Source organism: Stenotrophomonas sp. Br8 (genome assembly GCF_014763005.1).
Classification (GTDB): Bacteria; Pseudomonadota; Gammaproteobacteria; order Xanthomonadales; family Xanthomonadaceae; genus Stenotrophomonas; species Stenotrophomonas lactitubi.
The window spans coordinates 342-18345 of sequence record NZ_JACGTN010000025.1; the positions used below are offsets into that span (position 1 = coordinate 342).

Sequence of the window (18004 nt, forward strand, 5' to 3'; positions counted from 1 at the left end):
GATCGATGAGTGGATGGCCGCCAGCCCGGACGATGCCATGGCCATGCTGCTGGCCAGCGAGACGCCGGGCATGGAGGCCTACCGCGTCAGCCGCGCGGTGAACACGCCGCGGAACAACCGCGAGGATCTGCTGCAGCAGGTGGCGTGAAAGGTCGCCCTAAGACGGCACGGCGGTAGCCCGCGCGCGCCACACCTTGGCCATTCGCGTCAACGGCCGCTCCAGCGCAATGTGAGCCAGCACGCCCACGAATGTCGCGGCAGCGGTGCCGGCGAGGATTATGGCGTCGGGGCTCAGGCCGTTGAACAGGTCAAGCCGGTGCATAAGCCAATCCAGCACGTGCATGTGGAACAGGTATATCGAGTAGGAGGCGTCACCCAGGAAGGTAAGAACCCGGCCACTATCCTGCGGTACCGGCGAGCGCAGAGCGGCCGAGGCCACGATCAGGGCCGAGTAGATCCCCCAGGTTCGGAATCGTTGCCAGCTCATGCTCGCATCCAAGGTGCTGTCCGCGCCCCACTCCCAGTACATCCCGTGCATCGCATCGCGGATGATGAAGAAAGCGCCCGCTGCGAACATGCTGGTGGCGACCCACGCAGGGAGCCGATAACCGCTGGCCCAAACTCTGCCGATCAACACGCCCATCAGGAACTCCAGCGTGATGGGGTTGCCCAGGATGTTCAACGGCCGCGCGAACCCGAACGCCGAACCGATCAGCACCAGGAGAACGACGAGGATGGCGATCCGCTCCTGCAAAGAGCGTTGCGACCGCCACAGCAGCGCCGCGGCGATCACGGCATAGAACGCCGCTTCGAAAAGCAGGGTCCAGCCTGGCGGGAGGGTCGGCGATACGGTCGGGGGACCGAGCGGCTGCAGGAACACCAGAGACATTGCCAGCGCGCCCAGATCTATGCGATCGGGCCGGACGACCAGATACAGCAGTGTAGCCACCGCGTACATCGGCCATATCCGCCAGAACCTGTTGGCGATGAAGGCCCCCACTGATCGGGCCTTGGTCGCCGAGATGGATACGATGAAACCGCTGATGACAAAGAAGACGTCAACACCGATGGCGCCAATCTGCCGTATGTCCCCGTACTGCGTCTGGTACGCCTGCAGGCTGTTGTTCGATATCAGGAACATCGCGTGGAACCACACCACAGCGATGGCTGCCAGCCCCCGCAGCCACTGAATGCTGACCAGCTTGTCCATATCGCCCTCCCCTGGCGTTCGGGCCCATGGTAGCAAGGCGGCCCAGGCCGATGCCTTAGGCCGCCCCGCTTGCTACTACATCCGCGGAGCGGTATTCACCCTCATCCGCCCCCAGGTGAAGCCGGCGGATACCCCAGCGGACGACGGAATCTGGCCGTCGAACGTCAGCATCACCCACTTGTCGAGGTAAGGAAGGACCATCGGATGGGGCTGGGTGTTCGACCCTCCATCGATTGGCGCATTCATCGTCCCCAGGAAGTTCATGCCAGTGTCGAACACCCGATAGGACGTCCGGCCCCCTGCCAGCACCTGGTAGCTGTCGCCAACCTTGACCTGTTTGGTTCCCTCGAAACGGTTGACGGTGTCGATGCCCATCGGTTCCCAGGTAACCAGATCCGACGACCCCGCCAGCGCCGCGTAGAACGGGTCGCCGACGAAATTGGTGTTCTCGGTGAAGCTGTAGGCCAGCCTCCAAACCTCCCCATCCTTCACCAGGAATGGATCGTATGTCCCGTCGTCTGCATCGTCCGTGTATGGCAGGACCGGCTCATCCATTGCCGAGATGACGTGCGTTCCGTGCAACAGGTCGGTGGCCACCTCTTTCGTGAGGATCCGGATCTTCTGGCCAAAACCATTTCCCCACGTCGCAGTGGTAAGCCTCTGCTGCGTGTCGCTGTATCGAATGATGTGGCCGGACAGATCGTTCTGCACCGTCCCGTCGCGTGACACCATGATCGCTGCCGTCTGCTCCAGTGTATAGGCCGCCAAATCGATGCGAAATACTGCTTGATAGGCTGTGCCCTGATGGTCGGCGGTGGTCGCTGTGACGTAGGCCTTGCCGTCGACAATGTACGGGTCGCCTGCCTCATTGGTCACGGTGGTGATATCCCGGATACCAACTCCGCCGAAGCGACCGGCGTAGAAGTTGCCAATGGTGAAGGAGCAGGTGTTACCCGCCGCCACCAAGATCGACGGCACCCAGTTGTCGAGATCCGTGGCTGCCTTAAAGTCTTTGTAGCCGGCCATGTTTGCGAAACTGGACGCCTTCCAACCAGAGCCAGTATCAATCCAACCACACGCGGTGTTCCCCACCAGCGAGAAACCAAGCCGATAGGGTGCGGTTGCCGAAAGTGTGCGGGTGTCAACGAACGCAGCTGCTCCACCAATGCAGCGCTCGATCCGCAACTGGGAATTGAAGGCGTCGTATTCGAAGTAGACCCAGTTATTCGCATCCTTGTAGATGCCTGCCGACACCACTGCGTAGCCGCTGGCAGGTGGGCTGTAGGCGTCCACGTCAATGGACACAAACTGCTGCGGGATTCCAATCCCTGCACCCTCACGGATGAAAAGGTTCTTGTCACCAGCCGACGAAGAAGACACGGCCAAAGCCCCGCTGGCAATGCTAAATGCCATCGGGACGCTGGTGGAGCTCGCGACGAAGAGCTGTGTGGCGAAATCGTCGGAGAACTGCGTAAGCGCTGCTGGCGCCAACTGCACGTGTTCGACGGTCGCAACCTCGGTAAAGGTGAGATCCTGCATGCCAGGCCCTGTGAGACTCATTTCCAAAGTGAAATCGAAATACGCCGCATCGTCTGAAGTTTCTTCTGCGTCGTCGTCGCAGCGGACAGCGATCACGTTGGGCCCGGCAACGAAGCTATCTGGGTGGATGTACTGCCGGACGCCAGCGTTCGTGCCCGTGGAACTCTGCGACTGTTGAACCCCGTTTACGTATAGCGTGTAGCCATTGTCAAAGTAGCCAATCAGCTGATAGCCCTTGTCGCTCACAGATGGCAAGGTAAGCGTTCGCCGAATCCACAGCCGCTGGTTGAGAGGAATCTGCGTTTTGATGACAGGCGAGAAGCCGGGGTAGAACTCTGCCGCGTTCAGGCCCACGTTCGGGTTTTTCGTAAGGTTGCCGAACGGCGAGTCGCCAACAGGCCAAGCGCTGTCGTTGTAGTCGGAGGCCGCGTATGCCGTCGAATCGTCGCTGAGCGTGGTGAGGAGATGGCGCCAGTCCGTAAGCTGAGGCGGCAGAACGCCTTCCCGTACCTCGATGCACCCTGCCCATAGGGTGGACCTGCCGGCGGAATCGCTCACCAGCAACGTGATGCACAAGGTGGCTTCATGGTCGATGCCGGCCGCAGCGACCGTGTGATCCCACTCGAAAGCATCAACAAAGAGGATCTTGTTTTCCCGGTGGCGGATGCCATTGCCAGCGATGTTCACCGTGGCCTCGCCGGCCTGTGCCACACCAACTACCTCCGAGTCATAGACCCGGTTCTTGCTGGCGGACATGACCCGATTGCCCTCTACCGAGCGCACGACGTTGCCAGCAGCGTCGCGGTACTCGAGCAGAACCGATGCTCCGGCGTTGCCTTCAGATGATGCCCCCTGGCGGACCTTGCATTTCGCCCGGGTGACCTGGCCATCGTGCACGGTGTACCTGGCTTGGTTCGAGATAATCGATTCGCCCTGCTGGTTGTTGTAACCGGCCGCCCACGATCCAACAGGTGGGTTCTCCGTAGCGATGACCCATCCCATGCCACGGTCCCAGCCTACCGGCCCAGACTCGAACCCCGGGTTCTCGATCGGCGCTGCGCCGGCCTGGTACGCAGGCCAAGCCAGAACGACCTGCTTCGCGACCTGGTCGACATACAGCCGATGGCCTTCGGGAAGCGTGGCGCCGTCGATCTGCCTGACAAAGCAGTCACCCACCCCGTTGAAAATCTGTAGCCGGCCCTCGTAAGCCTGGGATGGTGCGGCGTTCGGCAGCGTTCCCACAACGTACAAAGCCAGACGGGCCTGCCATTGGTCGAGGTCGGGGCGGTCATAGATCCGTGCGTTCATCAGCCCGCCCTCTGGCCGACCAGGTACACGCGCAGGCCCCTGGCGCCCGCGGTGCCCACCTGGTCAACGTCGATGGTGATCTCGTCCCCTTTGGCAAGCAGTTCGCCGCCTGCAACCAGAACCGCTGGTGCTGCCGCAGTGGTGGTGCTGCGCTCGCTGTTGTCGAAGGTCAGCTTTGTGGAGAGGATGCTGGTGCCGTTTCGATTGATGTCCACCGTCAGCTGCGTCCCGGATGCTTGCGCCGTGGTCAGCGTGGCGTAGACGCCGCCGCTGACCACCGACTCCAACAGCAGGCCATAGGGCAAAACAATGCTGTCGCGGCTTGTCCCGACCGCGATGTCCGTGCTCAGCAGAATTGCCCTGTCGATCAGCCCGAAGCACTGCAGATCTGGCGTCGACGCCACCCGCAGCAGATCGCCTGCAGCCACCCAGGCATCGGCGTCGGGAGCGATGTTCGTGGCACTGATGATGCTGCGCTGGCTACGGCTCTTGGCTTGGAAGCTGGCCGGCACGTTGAGCTGCCCCGTCCCGCCCTCAATCAGCAACGTGATCTGGCCGGCACCGACCTGCATAACCGAGAAGAACTCCCCCCCCTTCCAGTCCGCGGTACTGCCGGTGTTTGCGCGGATCGTGATCGTAATCGGTGCAGCCGAATTGGCCAGGATCAGGGTGTTGTGCATGTCCCCGGCCAGCGTCGTGTTCCCCGTAACGCTGACGATTCGAGGCGCAACCGTGTAGATCGGCGGCTGGCCAATCCAGGGCCTGGCGTAGCCACGCAGGACGGTGAAGCCGTTGATTCCATCGCCCAGCGGCGTGGCGAATCGAATGGCCGGTGCAGAACCATCGACCCCGGGCAGTATCTGGTAGTCGCCGGGCTTGGCCACCAGGTAATCAGCGGCGTCTACCGTGGCTTCGACCGCCGTGTCGTAGAACAGCGGATCCAACACGTCTGCACCCGCCAGCGGGAAGTCGGTCACCTCGCCGTCGCCAATGAAGGTCCACAGCTTCGGCGTGACGCCCACCGAGCCGCCGCCGCTCTGGATGTCCTCAATCAGCGCCAGCAGCGTGCGTAGGTTGACTGCGTCCCCATCCAGCTTTGCATCACCCACGTTGATGATGCGGCTGCCCTTAGCGTCCCACACGAACTCACCGGTGTCGGGGTCCTGCACCAGCTGCATGCTGCTATCCATCAGCTGCTGGATCTGCATCACCCGGTAGTCGAACGCGTCTTCATGGATCTCCGGCAGGAAAGCGCCCTGGTTGGTGATGTCGGCCGGTTGGTCAAGCGGCACGGTGCGCAGGATCAGGATGTCGAGGTTCGCTGCAGGGGCGCTGTTGAAGGTGATCGTGCTGATGTTCGCCCGCAGCCCAGTCACGGTGTATTGCGAGGGCGGCACCAGGCTGTAGACCGGGTGCGTGCCGGTAAACACCTGGATGTGGCTGGACAGGAACGCCCTCGGCCCGTTGAACGCGGTGGCAACGCCGTTCCCCACGTAGGTCTTGCGGCGGTCATTGGCGGAAATGGTCATGGGTGATTTGGCTCCAAAGTGAAAAGCCCCGCACTGGACGGGGCTCGGGCTGATTTGTACGATCCAAGTGAATTCAGGGATTGGGGTATTCCATGCTCATGGTCGCCGTCGCGATTGCCATAGCCTTTGCCGCAGCTGCAATTGCACCCACCCCGTTTCGGGCAACCTTGATGGCTGCGGGGGCCGCAGCAACAGCCGGGCTCTTCGCTTTTCTGCAGGAAGGTACGTTTGGCGTGTACTCCGCGCTCGATTGGTCAGATTTTCCGACCAGCGTCATTCCGCCCGCTGTCGCCGCTGCCGTAGTCGCTTGGTTTGTCTCGATGCTCAAGAAGTAGAGAATTCACTGCTCATCCTTGGGTCGGCGGTACATCAGGTACGCCGCCGCCTCCGCTGGGTTGTCGGGGGTGTACTGGCCGGTTCCCACGTCGTACAGGTATTCACCGGTGGTCAACATCTGGTTGCTGGGGATGCCAGTCAGTGGGCCGGCCGCACGCACGCCAGTCTTGATCAGCTTCTCTGCGTCGGGCTCGTCATCGTCGGCGACCCAGTCCCGGCCCTCCTTCCACGCAGCCTGGCCGAACTTGGCCAGCGCCACGCCGGCATCAACGATCGGGTTGGGCCGCCCCATGCTGGGCTTCCCCTCGATCGCGGCGTCGATGCCGCCGGCGACGTCGCGCAGCAGCGGGATGGTCTGGAACGGGAATAGCAGAGTCTTTCGCGCGAGCCAGGCGCCCCAGTCGTCCCAGCCCTTCTCGTCGTCGTCGCCACCGTCTGGTCCGCGCATCATCAGCAGTTCGAACACGGCGTTGGACAAGACACCGGCCGACAGCCAGGTGCCGAGCGCGCGCGCAGGAGACTGGACCCGACCGAGATACAGGCCACGAAGTCCCGACTCCTGCAGGCGGTTGTTCATGATGATCATCGGGCCGATGAACATGCGGACCCACTTGTAACGGGGGTCTCGTTCTGCGGCGCTGAGATCCTTGGGCGCGCCCGCTTGCTGAGTGGTGCGGATCGATTTGTCGGCCAGGCGCACTGCCTCGTCGACGCCAACACCCTGGGCTTGGGCCTGCTGGTACCGCCCCAGCCAGATTGCGCGTTCTGCGAGCGGCACCGTCCAGCGGTGCACCTCCATGGCCGTCTTCATCGCCGCCGCGCGGATGCCGCGCTTCCCCGACAGTTTGCCCAGCACTACCTGATAGGACGAATCCAGCGAATTGGCGCGTTCCTCCATGAAGGGCGACAGCGAGTGGATCATCTCGGTCATCTTGCCCGGGTTGCGGTAGTACGCCGCATAGCCGGTGGCCAGGTACTTCGGATCGACGCGGGCCGCCGCCTGGATCGGCGCCACCACGGTGTTGGCGAACACCAACGGCAGCCGGAAGCCCAGAGCGGCCACGGCCGTATTGGTCAACACGGCATCGCCGATCTTCTCGGCCATGCTGGAGCCCGGCTCGGACACCGATGCACCGCGCACAGCGTTCTTCACGCTCCCGTGCAGGGCGTGATACGCCCCCTCCGACAGGCGCTGCTGGATCAGGTTCTTCAGCTCTTGGTCTTCCAGCACCCGCAGCGCCTGCTTCACGTAGCCGCGGTGCGAGACGTCGGTGATCACGTCATTGAGGTGGCGCGATAGCACGCGGTGGTAGTCCAGCAGCATCGGCGCCGCGTACTCGGTGCGTTCCTTGGTGTGCCCCTTGCTGGTCATGGCCCGGCTGAAGGTGCCGCCCATGATCTGTTCCTCCGCCGCACGCGCCTGGCTGACACCGCCGGCACCGGCCCGGGGGTCGTACACCGCAGGGTAGTAGCCGCCGCGTAGGCTGACCATCGAGCCATCGGCCGCGGTGAAGATCAGCGGCGTCGGCTCGATCTGCTCCGGTGCGACACCGGACAGCCGGCGCTGCTGCTCCACGATGTCCGGCCACAGACTGTTCACCGCATCCCAGATGCCCTGCACCATTTGCGCGTCGGCCGGCGTGAGGTGGCCCAACATCTCCGCGATGTTCTGCGGCGTGAACTGCACCCGTTCGCTGTTCTTGCCGATGAACCCTCCGCGCATCAGTTTGTCGCGGTTGCCGGCGTTGCCCATGTTCAATGCCACCGCCACGATCGTGTTCTTTGACAGCGACCGGCCGAGGCTGGGCACGTACACCAGGCGATTCAGATCCGCCCGCTGCGCCGGCGTCAGCGCCTTCATGGTCTGCTCCAGCATTCCGCCGACGCGGTTGCGCAGCTCGATACGCTGCTGCTGGGCGGCCTCTGCCTGGTTCCAGAGGAAGTCGTGCCACGGGCCCGTCTCGCCGCCATCCAACCACTCGACAACCGTTTCGGGACGCAACACCCAATCCATCAGGCCGGTATAGGTGGTGCCCACCTTCTGCATCGCGGTCATGTCTGCATCGGAGAACGGCAGCGGCTTGCCCTCGGCGATCGCGCCCCGAATAGCGCCGGCAAGCTCAGCCTGCGCGCTTTCCCAATCCCGCTGGTCCTTGTTGCCCAGAAGCTGGTTCTTCAGCCGGGCCAGACGCGCGATGTTGGTCACGCCATCGTGCAGCTCGCGGAACTCGGCGATAGGCAGGTCCGCGTAGTTGGTGACGCTTTCCGCTTCGACCCTGGCCAGCAGCGCGTCGCTGATCGCGGTCAGGTCGTCTTCGGCCTGCCGTGCTTCCACCCACTGCCGCAGGCTCTGCCGGCGGGCCACCGTGCGGCCGGACACGTCACGGAACTCGTAGGTATCGGCGATGGTGTCCATGGCCTCCAAGTAATCGGCGCCGGCCTTGCCAAGCCGCTCGCGCGCCTTCGGGGTCATCTGCCGCCGGATGTAGCCGACCTTCGACTCGACCTCCTGCTGCACCGCGCGCGCCTCGGCGAACAGCACAGCATTCAGGGCCTGCTGCCGCTTCGCCTGCAGTGCATCGGCAAACTTCCCCTTTGCCGCCGCTTGCGCCGCCGCGCGGGCAGCCTTGCGCTCGGCGACCAGGTACTCGTTCGGGCGGATCTGGCGTGCCGTCTTCGTGGACAGAACAGCCTCGGCCACGGCCTTCAGCTCGCGCCGGTTCGGCCGCGGCTCACGTGCGAGGTCCGCCAGCACACCGAGCTCCCGCTCCAGCAGCTGGATCTTGCGGCTGCCGTGCACCGCGTCCAGCGCCCGCTGCGGCAACGTGCCGTCGGTCATCGGCTCACCATGCCGGGCCTGCATGCGCGCATCAGCCTCGGCGCCAACGCCTGCCAGCGTCTGCCGCACAGTCCACAGGCCCTGCACCAGCTCGTCGCCGGAGCTGAAGCCCAGCAGCGCCGCCGCCTCGTCCGGATGCGTGCCACCCTTCCGGGCATAGACGCGACCCATCTTGTCCAGCAGTCCATCGCCATAGGTCGCTGCCAGCACGGCACGGTCCAGCTTCATGCCCTGCAGCTGCTCCGGCACCGGCTCGCCGCCGGCTTCCTTCCGGCCGGTCAGCACACGGTAGGCGCGCACGATCGGCGTGGCCTCGACTTCGACCTCGACCTCGCTGCGGATGGTTGCCAGCTCGTCCTTCCACCAGCGTTCCCGGGCGCGCGCATCGGCCTCCTGCAGCTGTGCCATCAGGTCAGCCTCGGCCTGCTCCCGCGCAGCAGCGATCTGCGCCTGGTAGTCGGCGAACTGGCGCTCGGTCATGCCCAGCGCCTGCGCTTCGGCCAAGTCGCGCGCGATCGGCTCAAACCCGACACGGGCCTGCGCCGCCTCGATCTCCTCCTGGCTGGCCAGCATGCGGTCGAACACACCGCGCACGTCGTCGGTCAGCTCTACGTCCAGGTTCTGCAGGCTGCGGTAGATCCCGAGAATCCACTGCTTGAACTGGCTGAACACCGACTGCAGCTCAGGGGTTGGCGCCTTGCCCTCGCCCAGATAGGCCTCGAAGCCGCGGGCGAACTGTTCGTGCTGGTCGACGCCGATCTGGTCCGCTGATTCCACGCCGAACCACTTCAACAGCGCATCGAGGTCGGACCGCAACTGCGGCGCGGCATCTGCGGCCGTGGCCAGGTCCCGGTATACCTCCAGGAAGAAGTGCCCGGATTCGTGCAGGAACGTCGACAAGTCCGCGCGCTTGAACAGACTGATCTGCATGGCCCGGTCGGGGCCAATCTGGATCTGACCGCGCGGAGCTGCGCCGCCCTGGAACAGGATGTCGCCGGCCAGCACCTCGCGCGCGGCCGTATCCGGCAGTGCCACGCTCCAGGTCTGCCGCTGACCTTCGATCGGGTCGTCCTGCACGATCTCGCCGCCGGTGCGTTCGGCCTCGGTGCGGGCCTGATCCAGCGTCAGGAAGTCACGGGCCTGACCCTGATCGTCCGCCAGCAGCCACTGACCGGCCCGCTGCACGTAGGCGTTGCCCTCGCGTTCGATGGTCTGCTGGCCGCGGCCGTCGGTAGCTACCTGCGGCCGGCCGAACAGGCTGCGCAGTGTGTCCATGCCTCGCTGCATCAGCGTGCGTGCCTGTGCCTCACCGCCCTCCGCCGGCGCCTCGGCGGCATCGATGCCTGCGGCGTAGCGTTCGTACAGCGCCACTGGATCCTGTCCGGTGACCTCGCCCAGCCGGCCGAACATCGCGCCCCACAGCTGCGCTTGGCTCTCCGCCTGCGCGGCCGTATAGCGATCGGTACCGACCAGCTGGGCCATGACCGACTGCTGCACCTGCGCGCGGGCGTTGGCTGCAGTGGCGTCCGGCGCGGGCGCATCGAGCGGCACACCCAGCTCGCGCGCCATGGCATCGATGTCCAGCGTCTCCAGTTCTGCCGGCGACAATCCCTCTGCGGTGGTGCGGGCGTTGCGCAGGATCTCGTCACGGTTCGGCAAGCGCGGCACGGCAGCCATCCACTCGGCCATCGGGATCACGACCTGGCCGGTGGCCAGTTGCTCGGCCAGCGCCGACTCGCCGCCCACCATGTCCTGCAGCACCTGCGGCGCGGACTGGAACAGCGTCTGCGCCTGCTCCGCGTCGAGGTACACCCGCGCGTCCTCGCCGGCCACCTGCGCGGTCAGCGCCTTCATGTCCTCCGGCGATCGCTCGCCGAGCTTGAGGTCGGCGGCCAGCTCGGTAGCGGCGCGCAGACGCTCGTTCGCGTCACCGGAGTCCATCACCTGGCCCAGGCGCTCGTTGATCCAGCGCACCTGGCCGGATGCTTTCGCGGCGCGATAGTTGGCGTGGACCTCGGCGGCACCGGTCGGCACCTCGGCCAGGCCTTCCATGATGATGTCGCCCCACTTCAGGCGTTCCTCGGTCAGCAGCTGCGCCGTTGCCTCACCGGCAGCGCCGCCCGCCAGCTGCACGCCTGCCTCGGCACCGGTCCGCAGCACGGCCGAGGATGCGCTGCGCCGGGCGTTGTTGATGAAGTGACCGGCCACGCCGGCCGTCAGGGCATCGAACACGCCGATGGCCACGCCGCGCTTCGCTGCTTTCTCGCGTGCCGCTGCCATCTTCTGCGGATCGCGCAGGAACTGGCCCACCGCATAGGCATCGGCGGGGTCGACCTTTGCGTCCTGCATGGCGTCGGCGATGCTGGCGCCGAACTCAGTCAGGCCCGAGCCGGTACCAGCCGAGGCTGCGGTGACGACGCGGCTGCCGCCGCCGGTGGATGCGGTCAGCGCCAGGCTGGGGGCGCCCATGCCGATCGACTGGCCCAAGGTGACTGCGATCGCGCCGAGCGTGTCGCGTCCACCGCCAGCCAGCTCCCGCACCGCGCCGCCGAAGCTGCCGGCCTTGTTCGCGCGGTCGAAGGCCTGGAACCCGCGATCGGTGCTGGCGCTGGTCACGTCTGCAGCCTGGGCCTTGCGCTCCTGATCAGCGCGCAATGCAGCTTCCTCGGCCGAGCGATCAGTGGTCAGCCGGCCCGTGGCTGGATCCATCACCGCCGGGCCATCGGGCAGCAGAGACAGTGCGTTCGCCTTGCCGCGTTGCCAGCCACTGACCACGCCGCCGATCACCTGCTCCAGGATGTTCGGCTCGGCAGTGGCGCGCGCATCACCGGTCACCAGCGAGTTGGCATAGGTGGCCAGCTTCGGCGCCTCATCACTGGCCAAGGCCATGCGCCGCGGGTCGGCAAGGAAGTCGCCAACGTGCGGGGACTGCCGGCCCGCTTCGTCGATGTCTAGGCGGCGGGCGTCCTGCTCGTAGTCGCCCAGGTTCGCAGCCACCACACCGAAGGGTTGGCCAAGCTGGTCCGACAGCTGATTGGCGCGCGCGGCTTCCTCCGGTTTCTGGCTGGTACCGGTGTAAGCGCTGCGCAGCGTGACCTGACGGGTGGTCTCGATCTCGTCCGACAGCTCGTCGAAGCCTTCCAGCACGTTGTCGATCACTTCCTGGCTCCTTGGCTCTTTCGGGCGAGGTACTGCGTAACCCAGGCATCGGTAGGCGGCCGGCCATACTTGTCGGCGTACGCGCCCCGGATGGCGTCACGATCGGCCTGGCTCACCTGCAGATCGAACTGCGCAGCGCTGCTGTAGAGGCCGGTCTTCACCTTCGGGTTGTTCTTGAACTTGCCGCCCTCCTCCTGCATCGCGCCAAGGCGTCCGGCCTGCAGGTTCTGGGCAAACTGCTTGGCTGTGGCCGACAGCAGCACGTCGGCCTGTTCCGGGGTCGGCTTCTTGCCGGTGGACTGCACGAACGCGGTCTGCGCGTTCTGGTAAGCGATGCGGAACTCGCCGCGCAGGCTGTCGCGCGGCGCGTTCTTGGCCTGTGACCCGCTGCCCGTGATGTCTGTGTCTTTGCCGAACCCGAGCATCTGAAACCCGCGCTCCAGCCGCTCGTTGTCGGTCATCCAGTCCGCGCGCTTGGCGGGGTCGTTTGCCTTGGTCTGGTCTTCGGCGAGCGACTTCAGCGTCTTGCCGCTGAGCTTGTCGGCGTAGTGGCCCAGCGGAACCTTGGCGAACTGCGCCGGGCTCAGGGCCTGCATTCGCTGCAGACTGTCCAGCGTGGCCGGGTCATCCTGGATCACGCCGCCCTCGGCGATCAGCTTCCGGTAGCGGTTGATGGATTCGCTCAGGCTGGAATCTTGGCCAACCAGAGCCAGCTCTGCCGGCGCCAGCACCGAAGACAGCGGGGCACTCGCACCGGCGGCGGTCACCTTGTCGTAGATCGACATAGCGGCCTGCTTCTTGGCCTGCTCGATGCGGTCCTTACGCTGGGCGAAGATGTCGCGCAGGTAGCCCTCGGTGGCAGCGCGCTGGTCCGGCGCCATGGTGCGAGGAATGGCCGCAACTGCATCAGCGAGCGTGGCCGGCACTGCTGGCGCGCCAGCAGCAGCCGGTGCAGCTGCGGCAGCCCCCTGCCCTCCCTCCGATGCCCAGCGGGAGGAACGGCCGAGCACCTGCCGCACATACAGCGCGGTCTTCGGGTTCTGGGCGGAGCGGCCTCGGTTCACCACGGCGTCGGCGCCACCCTCGCCCGCGAAGTGGGCAGCTATAGCGAACTGGCGCCCGCCCTTGGCCAGCCGTTCCTTGTACTCACGCGCAGCACGGCGTGCCGATGCAGCTGCGTCCTTCCGATCGATGCCGCCGGCGCTGGTCGCGCGGTACTGGAACAGGCCGGTGGCTTGGTCGCCGTCATCCAGAACCTCGGGATTCACCGCGCCAGGGTTGAATCCTGATTCTTGCTCTGCCAGCGCATAGAGATCGGCGCGGCCTGCTGCGTCCAGGCCCTCGGCCTTAGCTGCGTCATCGATCGCCTTGGTTATGGCCGGGGACGGCTTGCCACGCGCAGTGGGCGCCGGCAGCGGCTCGATGGCACCACGGCCGTCGGCCAGCGAGTTGGCCAGCTCATACGCTGCGCGGTCCTTCACCACCGGGTACAGCGTGCGCTCGACCTGCGCGCGGTCCTCCGGCGTCATCTGGTCCGCGTAGCGGTGGTAGTAGTCCTCCGCCGCGAACGGGTCGCGTGTGGCCATGGCCGCGGCAGTCTGCTTGCGGACCGAGGACACGATGCCGCGCTCGCTCGCCTTGATTGCTTCGGCCCCCATGCCCTGCGTCTGGTAGGCGGCGCTGGCGATGCCGACGGCCTCCTGCAGGCGCACGTCGGCCAATCCGAAGTCGCCCGACATGCCGGCGCTGACGGCATCCTGGCCGATGTTGTCGATCGTCGCCTTGCGCTCGGTCGCCTCGTAGGCGCTGTACTCGCGGTCGGCATAGTTGTTCAGCCGACCCTGCACAGAGTCTCGGAAGGAGAACGACACCTGATCGAACCGCTGCTGCTGCTCAGGCGACAGCCGCCCCCGGATGGCCGACACACGCTGATCGAGATCACCCAGCAGCGCATCGTGCGCCTGCAGGGCGTTCTTGCCCTGGTACTTGGCGATGCCGTCCGCATTGGCTGGGTTGAAAGTCGTGCCTTCCCAGTCCGACAGCTCACGGCGCGCTTCCATCACCGCAGTGAGATCCGCGCGGTTCTTCTGCTGCTGGAACAGGCCGGCCGCAGCCTGCCCCACCTGCCCTGCCGCGCGGATCGACGGCGACAGATCGACCTGCGCGGTGTTGCGGACCTGCGGACCCAGCTGCGCCTGTACCTGCGGGCCGCTGGTGCGCGGAATCAAGGTAGCCATCAGGCGTACCCTCCCGTCCAGCCACCGCTGTTGATGGTGCCGGTTGTCCGCGAACCGACAGCCGACCTGCCGGCGCCGCGCATGCCCCCCATCCCACTCATGCCCATGCTGGCCGCACTGGCCAGCGAGCCCAGAATGGTGCCGGCTGCCTGCGACTTGCCGTTCCAGCGCGACAGGTCCGCCTGAGTCCGCTGGTTCTGGGCCTGCGCGTTGAAGCCCCAGGCCTGCCGGGCTGCGTTCATGCGGATGGTTTGCTGGTCGACCTCGCCGAACATCGCGGTTTCTCCCAGGATCTCCGCCGGCGTTCCGAGCGTGGGGTCGATGTTGTTGGCAGCGATCGCGGCGCGCTGCTGGCCCAGCGCAATGCGCGTGCGCCACGATTGCTGCTCCATCTCACGGGTGGCCAGAGCGTTGCTGGCATCGGCGTCCTGCTGCGCCAGCATCGCGTTGTTCTCGGCGATCTGCGCGTTAGCCTTGCCCTGCTTCTGCTGCTGATCAGCCTGGTATGCACCGGTTACAACGGTGGCCGCCAGAAGGGCGATTGCGGGATTGCACACGTTATGCGCTCCAGTAGAACGGAAGGAAAGGGGCGCTGTCCGGTCCGATCGGCACCGGCGCGAGGAAGTGGAAGCCCAGCCAATGCAGCCAGCGCTGCGCGGCCTCGTTGCGTTGGTCGACGACGTTGAACAGCATCGAGGGGAACGCCTGCTGCATGCGGGCCAGGGCTGGGCGGGACAGGCGCAGCAGTTCCTTCTGGACCGACAGCGGGTTAAGCCCGGTCGAGCCGACCATCCATGGCGTGCCTATGCCGCCGAGGATCGAGTAAGGGGTGGCTCCGAACATGCACACAGGCACGCCGCGCACCATTGCCGTCCATGCCTCGGCGCTCCCGGCCAGGCCGCGCCGCAGGGCTTCGGCGGGCGTTGTCCGGGCGCATGCCCACAGCTCGACCACATCCGCAGGCCGCGCCGCAGATGCAATCGCCTCGATGTGACCAGCCTCGGCCGGTACCAGCTCTGCGGTGATCTTCATTCGGACGCCACCACCTGGGGCATCAGGGACAGGATCTCCATCGGCAGCGGGTCGTCGCTCACGATGTGGAAATGACCGCTGTCCACGCCCCACCGGCAGGACATGTTCTTGCGCAAAACCCCGGTATACGGGGCAGTAGGCTCGTCGTAGTTCTCGAAATCGCGCTGCGCAATGGGATCGAGCGTGTCCAGCGTGGTGCCGACGTAGACGCCGCGGGTGTTGCGCACCAGCAGCGCGACCTCGAAGGCGAGCTTCTTCATGGGGCGCAGCGGGTCGCCACCATTGGCATTGACCTCCAGCGTCTCAATGTGGGCGGTGTACGGCAGGCCAATGTGCACAACGCCACCCGGGCGCTGCAGCTGCACCTTGCCGTCGACCACCTGAAGATCCTTCTGCACGTTCCCGTCCACCAAGGCCACCACAGTCTTGCTCTCCAGGTGGCCCATGCCGGCGATGGTCGAGCGCTGATAGGTCCAGTCCTGCACGGCCACGCCACGCAACGCCAACGGAACCGAGCCGATCGATTCCACCGTCGCTACCGTGGGCGACACAAAGGCCATGACCCGCACGCGCACGTGCTCGTCGCCAATCGCCAATCGCAGGATGTTTCCCACGTCGCCTGCCCCGCTGAAGATCGCGACGCCGGTGGTGGCGGTGATCACCGCGCCCTCGTTCCACCCATCGGTGCTGGTCAGCGTCATGGGCGAGCCGTTCGGCCGCCGGCCGTCGTAGGTCAGCAGGCTGTCGGCGTACTTCCAGTCGAGCGGATCGTCGTACCGGGTCGGGGCCATCTGCTCCACGTACTGGACCCATTCGCCGTTGATGAAGCGGCGCACCAGCAGGTAGACCTCGGTCTCGATCTCCCCGGGCAGACAGCAAACGTCCAGCACCTCGCCATCGGTCTCATGCGGATGCCAGCCGGTTACCTCCTGCTCGGGCATGTACGTGCAGCCGATCAGCACGCCATCCGTGCGGGGCATCCACAGGATCGGCCAGGGCGCCGTGCTGTATTCGATGCCGCGGAACGTATAGCCCTGCACCAGGTGGTCGGCCCAGATGCTGATCTCGTTGCCGCGGAAGCCGTCCTTCTCGAACTGATAGGCCAGATCGCGCACGCGCTGGCCCTGCGCCTGCAGGAACACCGCCGACTCGCCCAGCACGCGGGCCTGAAGGTTGCCGGTGCCATAGGCAGACTGCGGCTTGATCCCGATGGTGCTGGGCGTCACCACCGCGTCCTGGCCACCGGTGACCTTCCATTCGCCGCCGGTGGTCAGCACCAGCAGGCTATCCAGCGGCACCAGATCGCGGATCGCGTTCACCTGGCGCGCATTGATCGTGAACGACACCGCGTCGCTGTCGACGATCGGCGAGCTGCGCCCGAAGTTGGGATAGTCGCCAATGTTCGATGCCCACACGGTCTGCGGATCGCCAGGGCTGCCGGCGAACCACAGGCGATCGCCGAAGAACTCGACCTCACCGGGGTAGCCATAGCGATAGGACCAGGCACCGACAGCCCAGACATCGGTGCCACCGACGGCGCCGGCCGCGTACTGGGTCACCACGATGTTGCTGGTGCCGGTCGGCGGTGCCTCGTAGAAGTTGATCAGGTCCGCGCCGGGATCGATCGTCCAGCCCTGTGCCATCACATCACCTCCTGCACGACATTGCCGCCGCGGCCAATCCCGCCACCACTGGTGCCGCCGGTGCCGCTACCACCGGGGTAGTACGGATTCGACTGCACTGGCACGCCGTCGATCTTTACCTGGTAGTCCAGATAGCTGCTGCTGGTCGCACCAGGGATGGAGAACTGTTTCGTGGTGCCGTCGCCGTTGAATGTCCACGGACCGGCCACAGGCGGCGGCACGTTGCCCACGATGCTGTCCGGGATGCGCTCGATCACCGTGGCGGTGACTTCGAATGGGCTGGTGAACCCGGTGATCTTCATGATCCCGAACCCACCGTGCACGTACTCCCATTCAACGCCGACGGCGTAGTCGTTGACGTTGTCGAACTTCACGTCCTGCGGTCCGTCGAACGCGCGGCCGCTATCGTGCACCGGGCGCACGCTGCCGCAAACGTAGTACGGCGTCCCGGCCAGGCCGGTCACCACGGGGATGCTCACGCAGCGGTAGACCTTCTGGTCGCTCCGGCGTAGTGCGCCCAGCGGCACCTTCTTCTCCGCCGCCACCCACGGCTTCACCGAGCGCAGTTCCTTCTCTTCGGCATACAGCAGCGAGCCGACCATCTCCGCGGTGAAGGTCGGAACGTTGGTCGTCACCGTCACCACACCCTGGGTACCGGACACAGCCAGCAGCGCGGCCTCGTCGTTGTTGAACGGGCGGAACGGGCCACGCCGGTATTCGAAATCGCGCAGCTCGAACTGATCGACGGCCAGACGGCGCAGCTCCTTCTGCGGGATCCACGGGTGCACCAAGAACAGCACGTCGGCCGACTGCGTGTGGCGAACCTTGTAGATGTCCTCCCCGGTGTACGGCGTGGCCACCTCGACGATGTCCCCTGCCCCATTGCGCAGCAGCGCGCCGCCGACCCAGAACCGCATGTAGCCGTCGCCCATCTCGATCGCGTACTTGACGGTGGTCGAGTAGATGAAGGGTATGAAGCGGGTTGCACGTTCGTTGTGCTTGGCGCCGCCGCGGAACAGGTAGCCCGGCCGCTTCTCGCCGCCGCCCGTGGGCTTGGTGATGACGTTCAGGCACTTCTTGAGGCTGATGGCGTACCGCACCATGTCGACGCGCCCCTGGAGCCCGGGCGACAGCTCGCCGCCGGACATGCTCGGTTGCAGCAGACGTGCCAT

10 protein-coding genes and 1 pseudogene (1 of these 11 running past the window's edge) are annotated in these 18004 nt (G+C 65.6%); 2 read left to right on the forward strand and 9 right to left on the reverse strand.

Annotation, left to right across the window (positions count from 1 at the left end):
• Nucleotides 1–148 (forward strand): annotated as a pseudogene (locus H3005_RS19790) (SOS response-associated peptidase); its annotated part reaches 341 nt to the left of the window's first position; the annotation flags it as partial.
• 9 nt (nt 149–157) lie between these two features.
• Here the strand turns inward: H3005_RS19790 and H3005_RS19795 are convergent.
• The 3 genes from H3005_RS19795 to H3005_RS19805 all read right to left on the reverse strand — a co-directional run bounded on the left by H3005_RS19795 (nt 158) and on the right by H3005_RS19805 (nt 5586).
• A complete protein-coding gene (locus H3005_RS19795) occupies nt 158–1210 on the reverse strand; it encodes an acyltransferase (protein WP_191078845.1) in 1053 nt (350 codons plus the stop codon).
• 75 nt (nt 1211–1285) lie between these two features.
• Nucleotides 1286–4057 carry a hypothetical protein gene (locus H3005_RS19800; RefSeq protein ID WP_191078846.1) on the reverse strand — a complete coding sequence of 924 codons (2772 nt, stop codon included), beginning with the start codon at nt 4055–4057 and terminating at the stop codon, nt 1286–1288.
• The gene (locus H3005_RS19805; protein WP_191078847.1) at nt 4057–5586 is read right to left on the reverse strand and encodes a hypothetical protein; all 1530 of its coding nucleotides are present in this window, start codon (nt 5584–5586) and stop codon (nt 4057–4059) included. Before H3005_RS19805 ends, H3005_RS19800 begins: the two co-directional genes overlap by 1 nt.
• Nucleotides 5587–5678: 92 nt before the next feature.
• Between H3005_RS19805 and H3005_RS19810 the strand changes: the two genes are divergently transcribed.
• Nucleotides 5679–5921: a hypothetical protein gene (locus H3005_RS19810; RefSeq protein WP_191078848.1), complete on the forward strand. Its 243-nt coding sequence runs from the start codon at nt 5679–5681 to the stop codon at nt 5919–5921.
• 5 nt (nt 5922–5926) lie between these two features.
• Here the strand turns inward: H3005_RS19810 and H3005_RS19815 are convergent, their stop codons facing one another.
• Genes H3005_RS19815 through H3005_RS19840 form a run of 6 tightly spaced genes read right to left on the reverse strand, consistent with a single transcriptional unit; the run spans nt 5927 to nt 18004 of the window.
• Nucleotides 5927–11920 carry a hypothetical protein gene (locus H3005_RS19815; RefSeq protein ID WP_191078849.1) on the reverse strand — a complete coding sequence of 1998 codons (5994 nt, stop codon included), beginning with the start codon at nt 11918–11920 and terminating at the stop codon, nt 5927–5929.
• Nucleotides 11917–14157, reverse strand: coding sequence for a transglycosylase SLT domain-containing protein (locus H3005_RS19820; RefSeq protein WP_191078850.1), 2241 nt, complete (start codon nt 14155–14157; stop codon nt 11917–11919). Before H3005_RS19820 ends, H3005_RS19815 begins: the two co-directional genes overlap by 4 nt.
• A complete protein-coding gene (locus H3005_RS19825) occupies nt 14157–14714 on the reverse strand; it encodes a hypothetical protein (RefSeq protein ID WP_191078851.1) in 558 nt (185 codons plus the stop codon). Before H3005_RS19825 ends, H3005_RS19820 begins: the two co-directional genes overlap by 1 nt.
• Nucleotide 14715: 1 nt before the next feature.
• Nucleotides 14716–15189 carry a hypothetical protein gene (locus H3005_RS19830; RefSeq protein WP_191078852.1) on the reverse strand — a complete coding sequence of 158 codons (474 nt, stop codon included), beginning with the start codon at nt 15187–15189 and terminating at the stop codon, nt 14716–14718.
• Nucleotides 15186–16832 (reverse strand): hypothetical protein, encoded by a 1647-nt coding sequence (locus H3005_RS19835; protein WP_191078853.1) that lies wholly within the window; start codon nt 16830–16832, stop codon nt 15186–15188. The genes H3005_RS19830 and H3005_RS19835 overlap by 4 nt, the downstream gene beginning before the upstream one ends.
• A complete protein-coding gene (locus H3005_RS19840; RefSeq protein WP_191078854.1) occupies nt 16832–18004 on the reverse strand; it encodes a hypothetical protein in 1173 nt (390 codons plus the stop codon). The genes H3005_RS19835 and H3005_RS19840 overlap by 1 nt, the downstream gene beginning before the upstream one ends.

Excerpts from the sequence above, each read along its gene's own strand:
- H3005_RS19795 (WP_191078845.1), bottom strand. The coding sequence starts at position 1,210 with ATGGACAAGCTGGTCAGCATTCAGTGGCTGCGGGGGCTGGCAGCCATC.
- H3005_RS19800 (WP_191078846.1), bottom strand. The coding sequence starts at position 4,057 with ATGAACGCACGGATCTATGACCGCCCCGACCTCGACCAATGGCAGGCC.
- H3005_RS19805 (WP_191078847.1), bottom strand. The coding sequence starts at position 5,586 with ATGACCATTTCCGCCAATGACCGCCGCAAGACCTACGTGGGGAACGGC.
- H3005_RS19810 (WP_191078848.1), top strand. The coding sequence starts at position 5,679 with ATGCTCATGGTCGCCGTCGCGATTGCCATAGCCTTTGCCGCAGCTGCA.
- H3005_RS19820 (WP_191078850.1), bottom strand. The coding sequence starts at position 14,157 with ATGGCTACCTTGATTCCGCGCACCAGCGGCCCGCAGGTACAGGCGCAG.
- H3005_RS19830 (WP_191078852.1), bottom strand. The coding sequence starts at position 15,189 with ATGAAGATCACCGCAGAGCTGGTACCGGCCGAGGCTGGTCACATCGAG.
- H3005_RS19835 (WP_191078853.1), bottom strand. The coding sequence starts at position 16,832 with ATGGCACAGGGCTGGACGATCGATCCCGGCGCGGACCTGATCAACTTC.
- H3005_RS19840 (WP_191078854.1), bottom strand. The coding sequence starts at position 18,004 with ATGGCACGTCTGCTGCAACCGAGCATGTCCGGCGGCGAGCTGTCGCCC.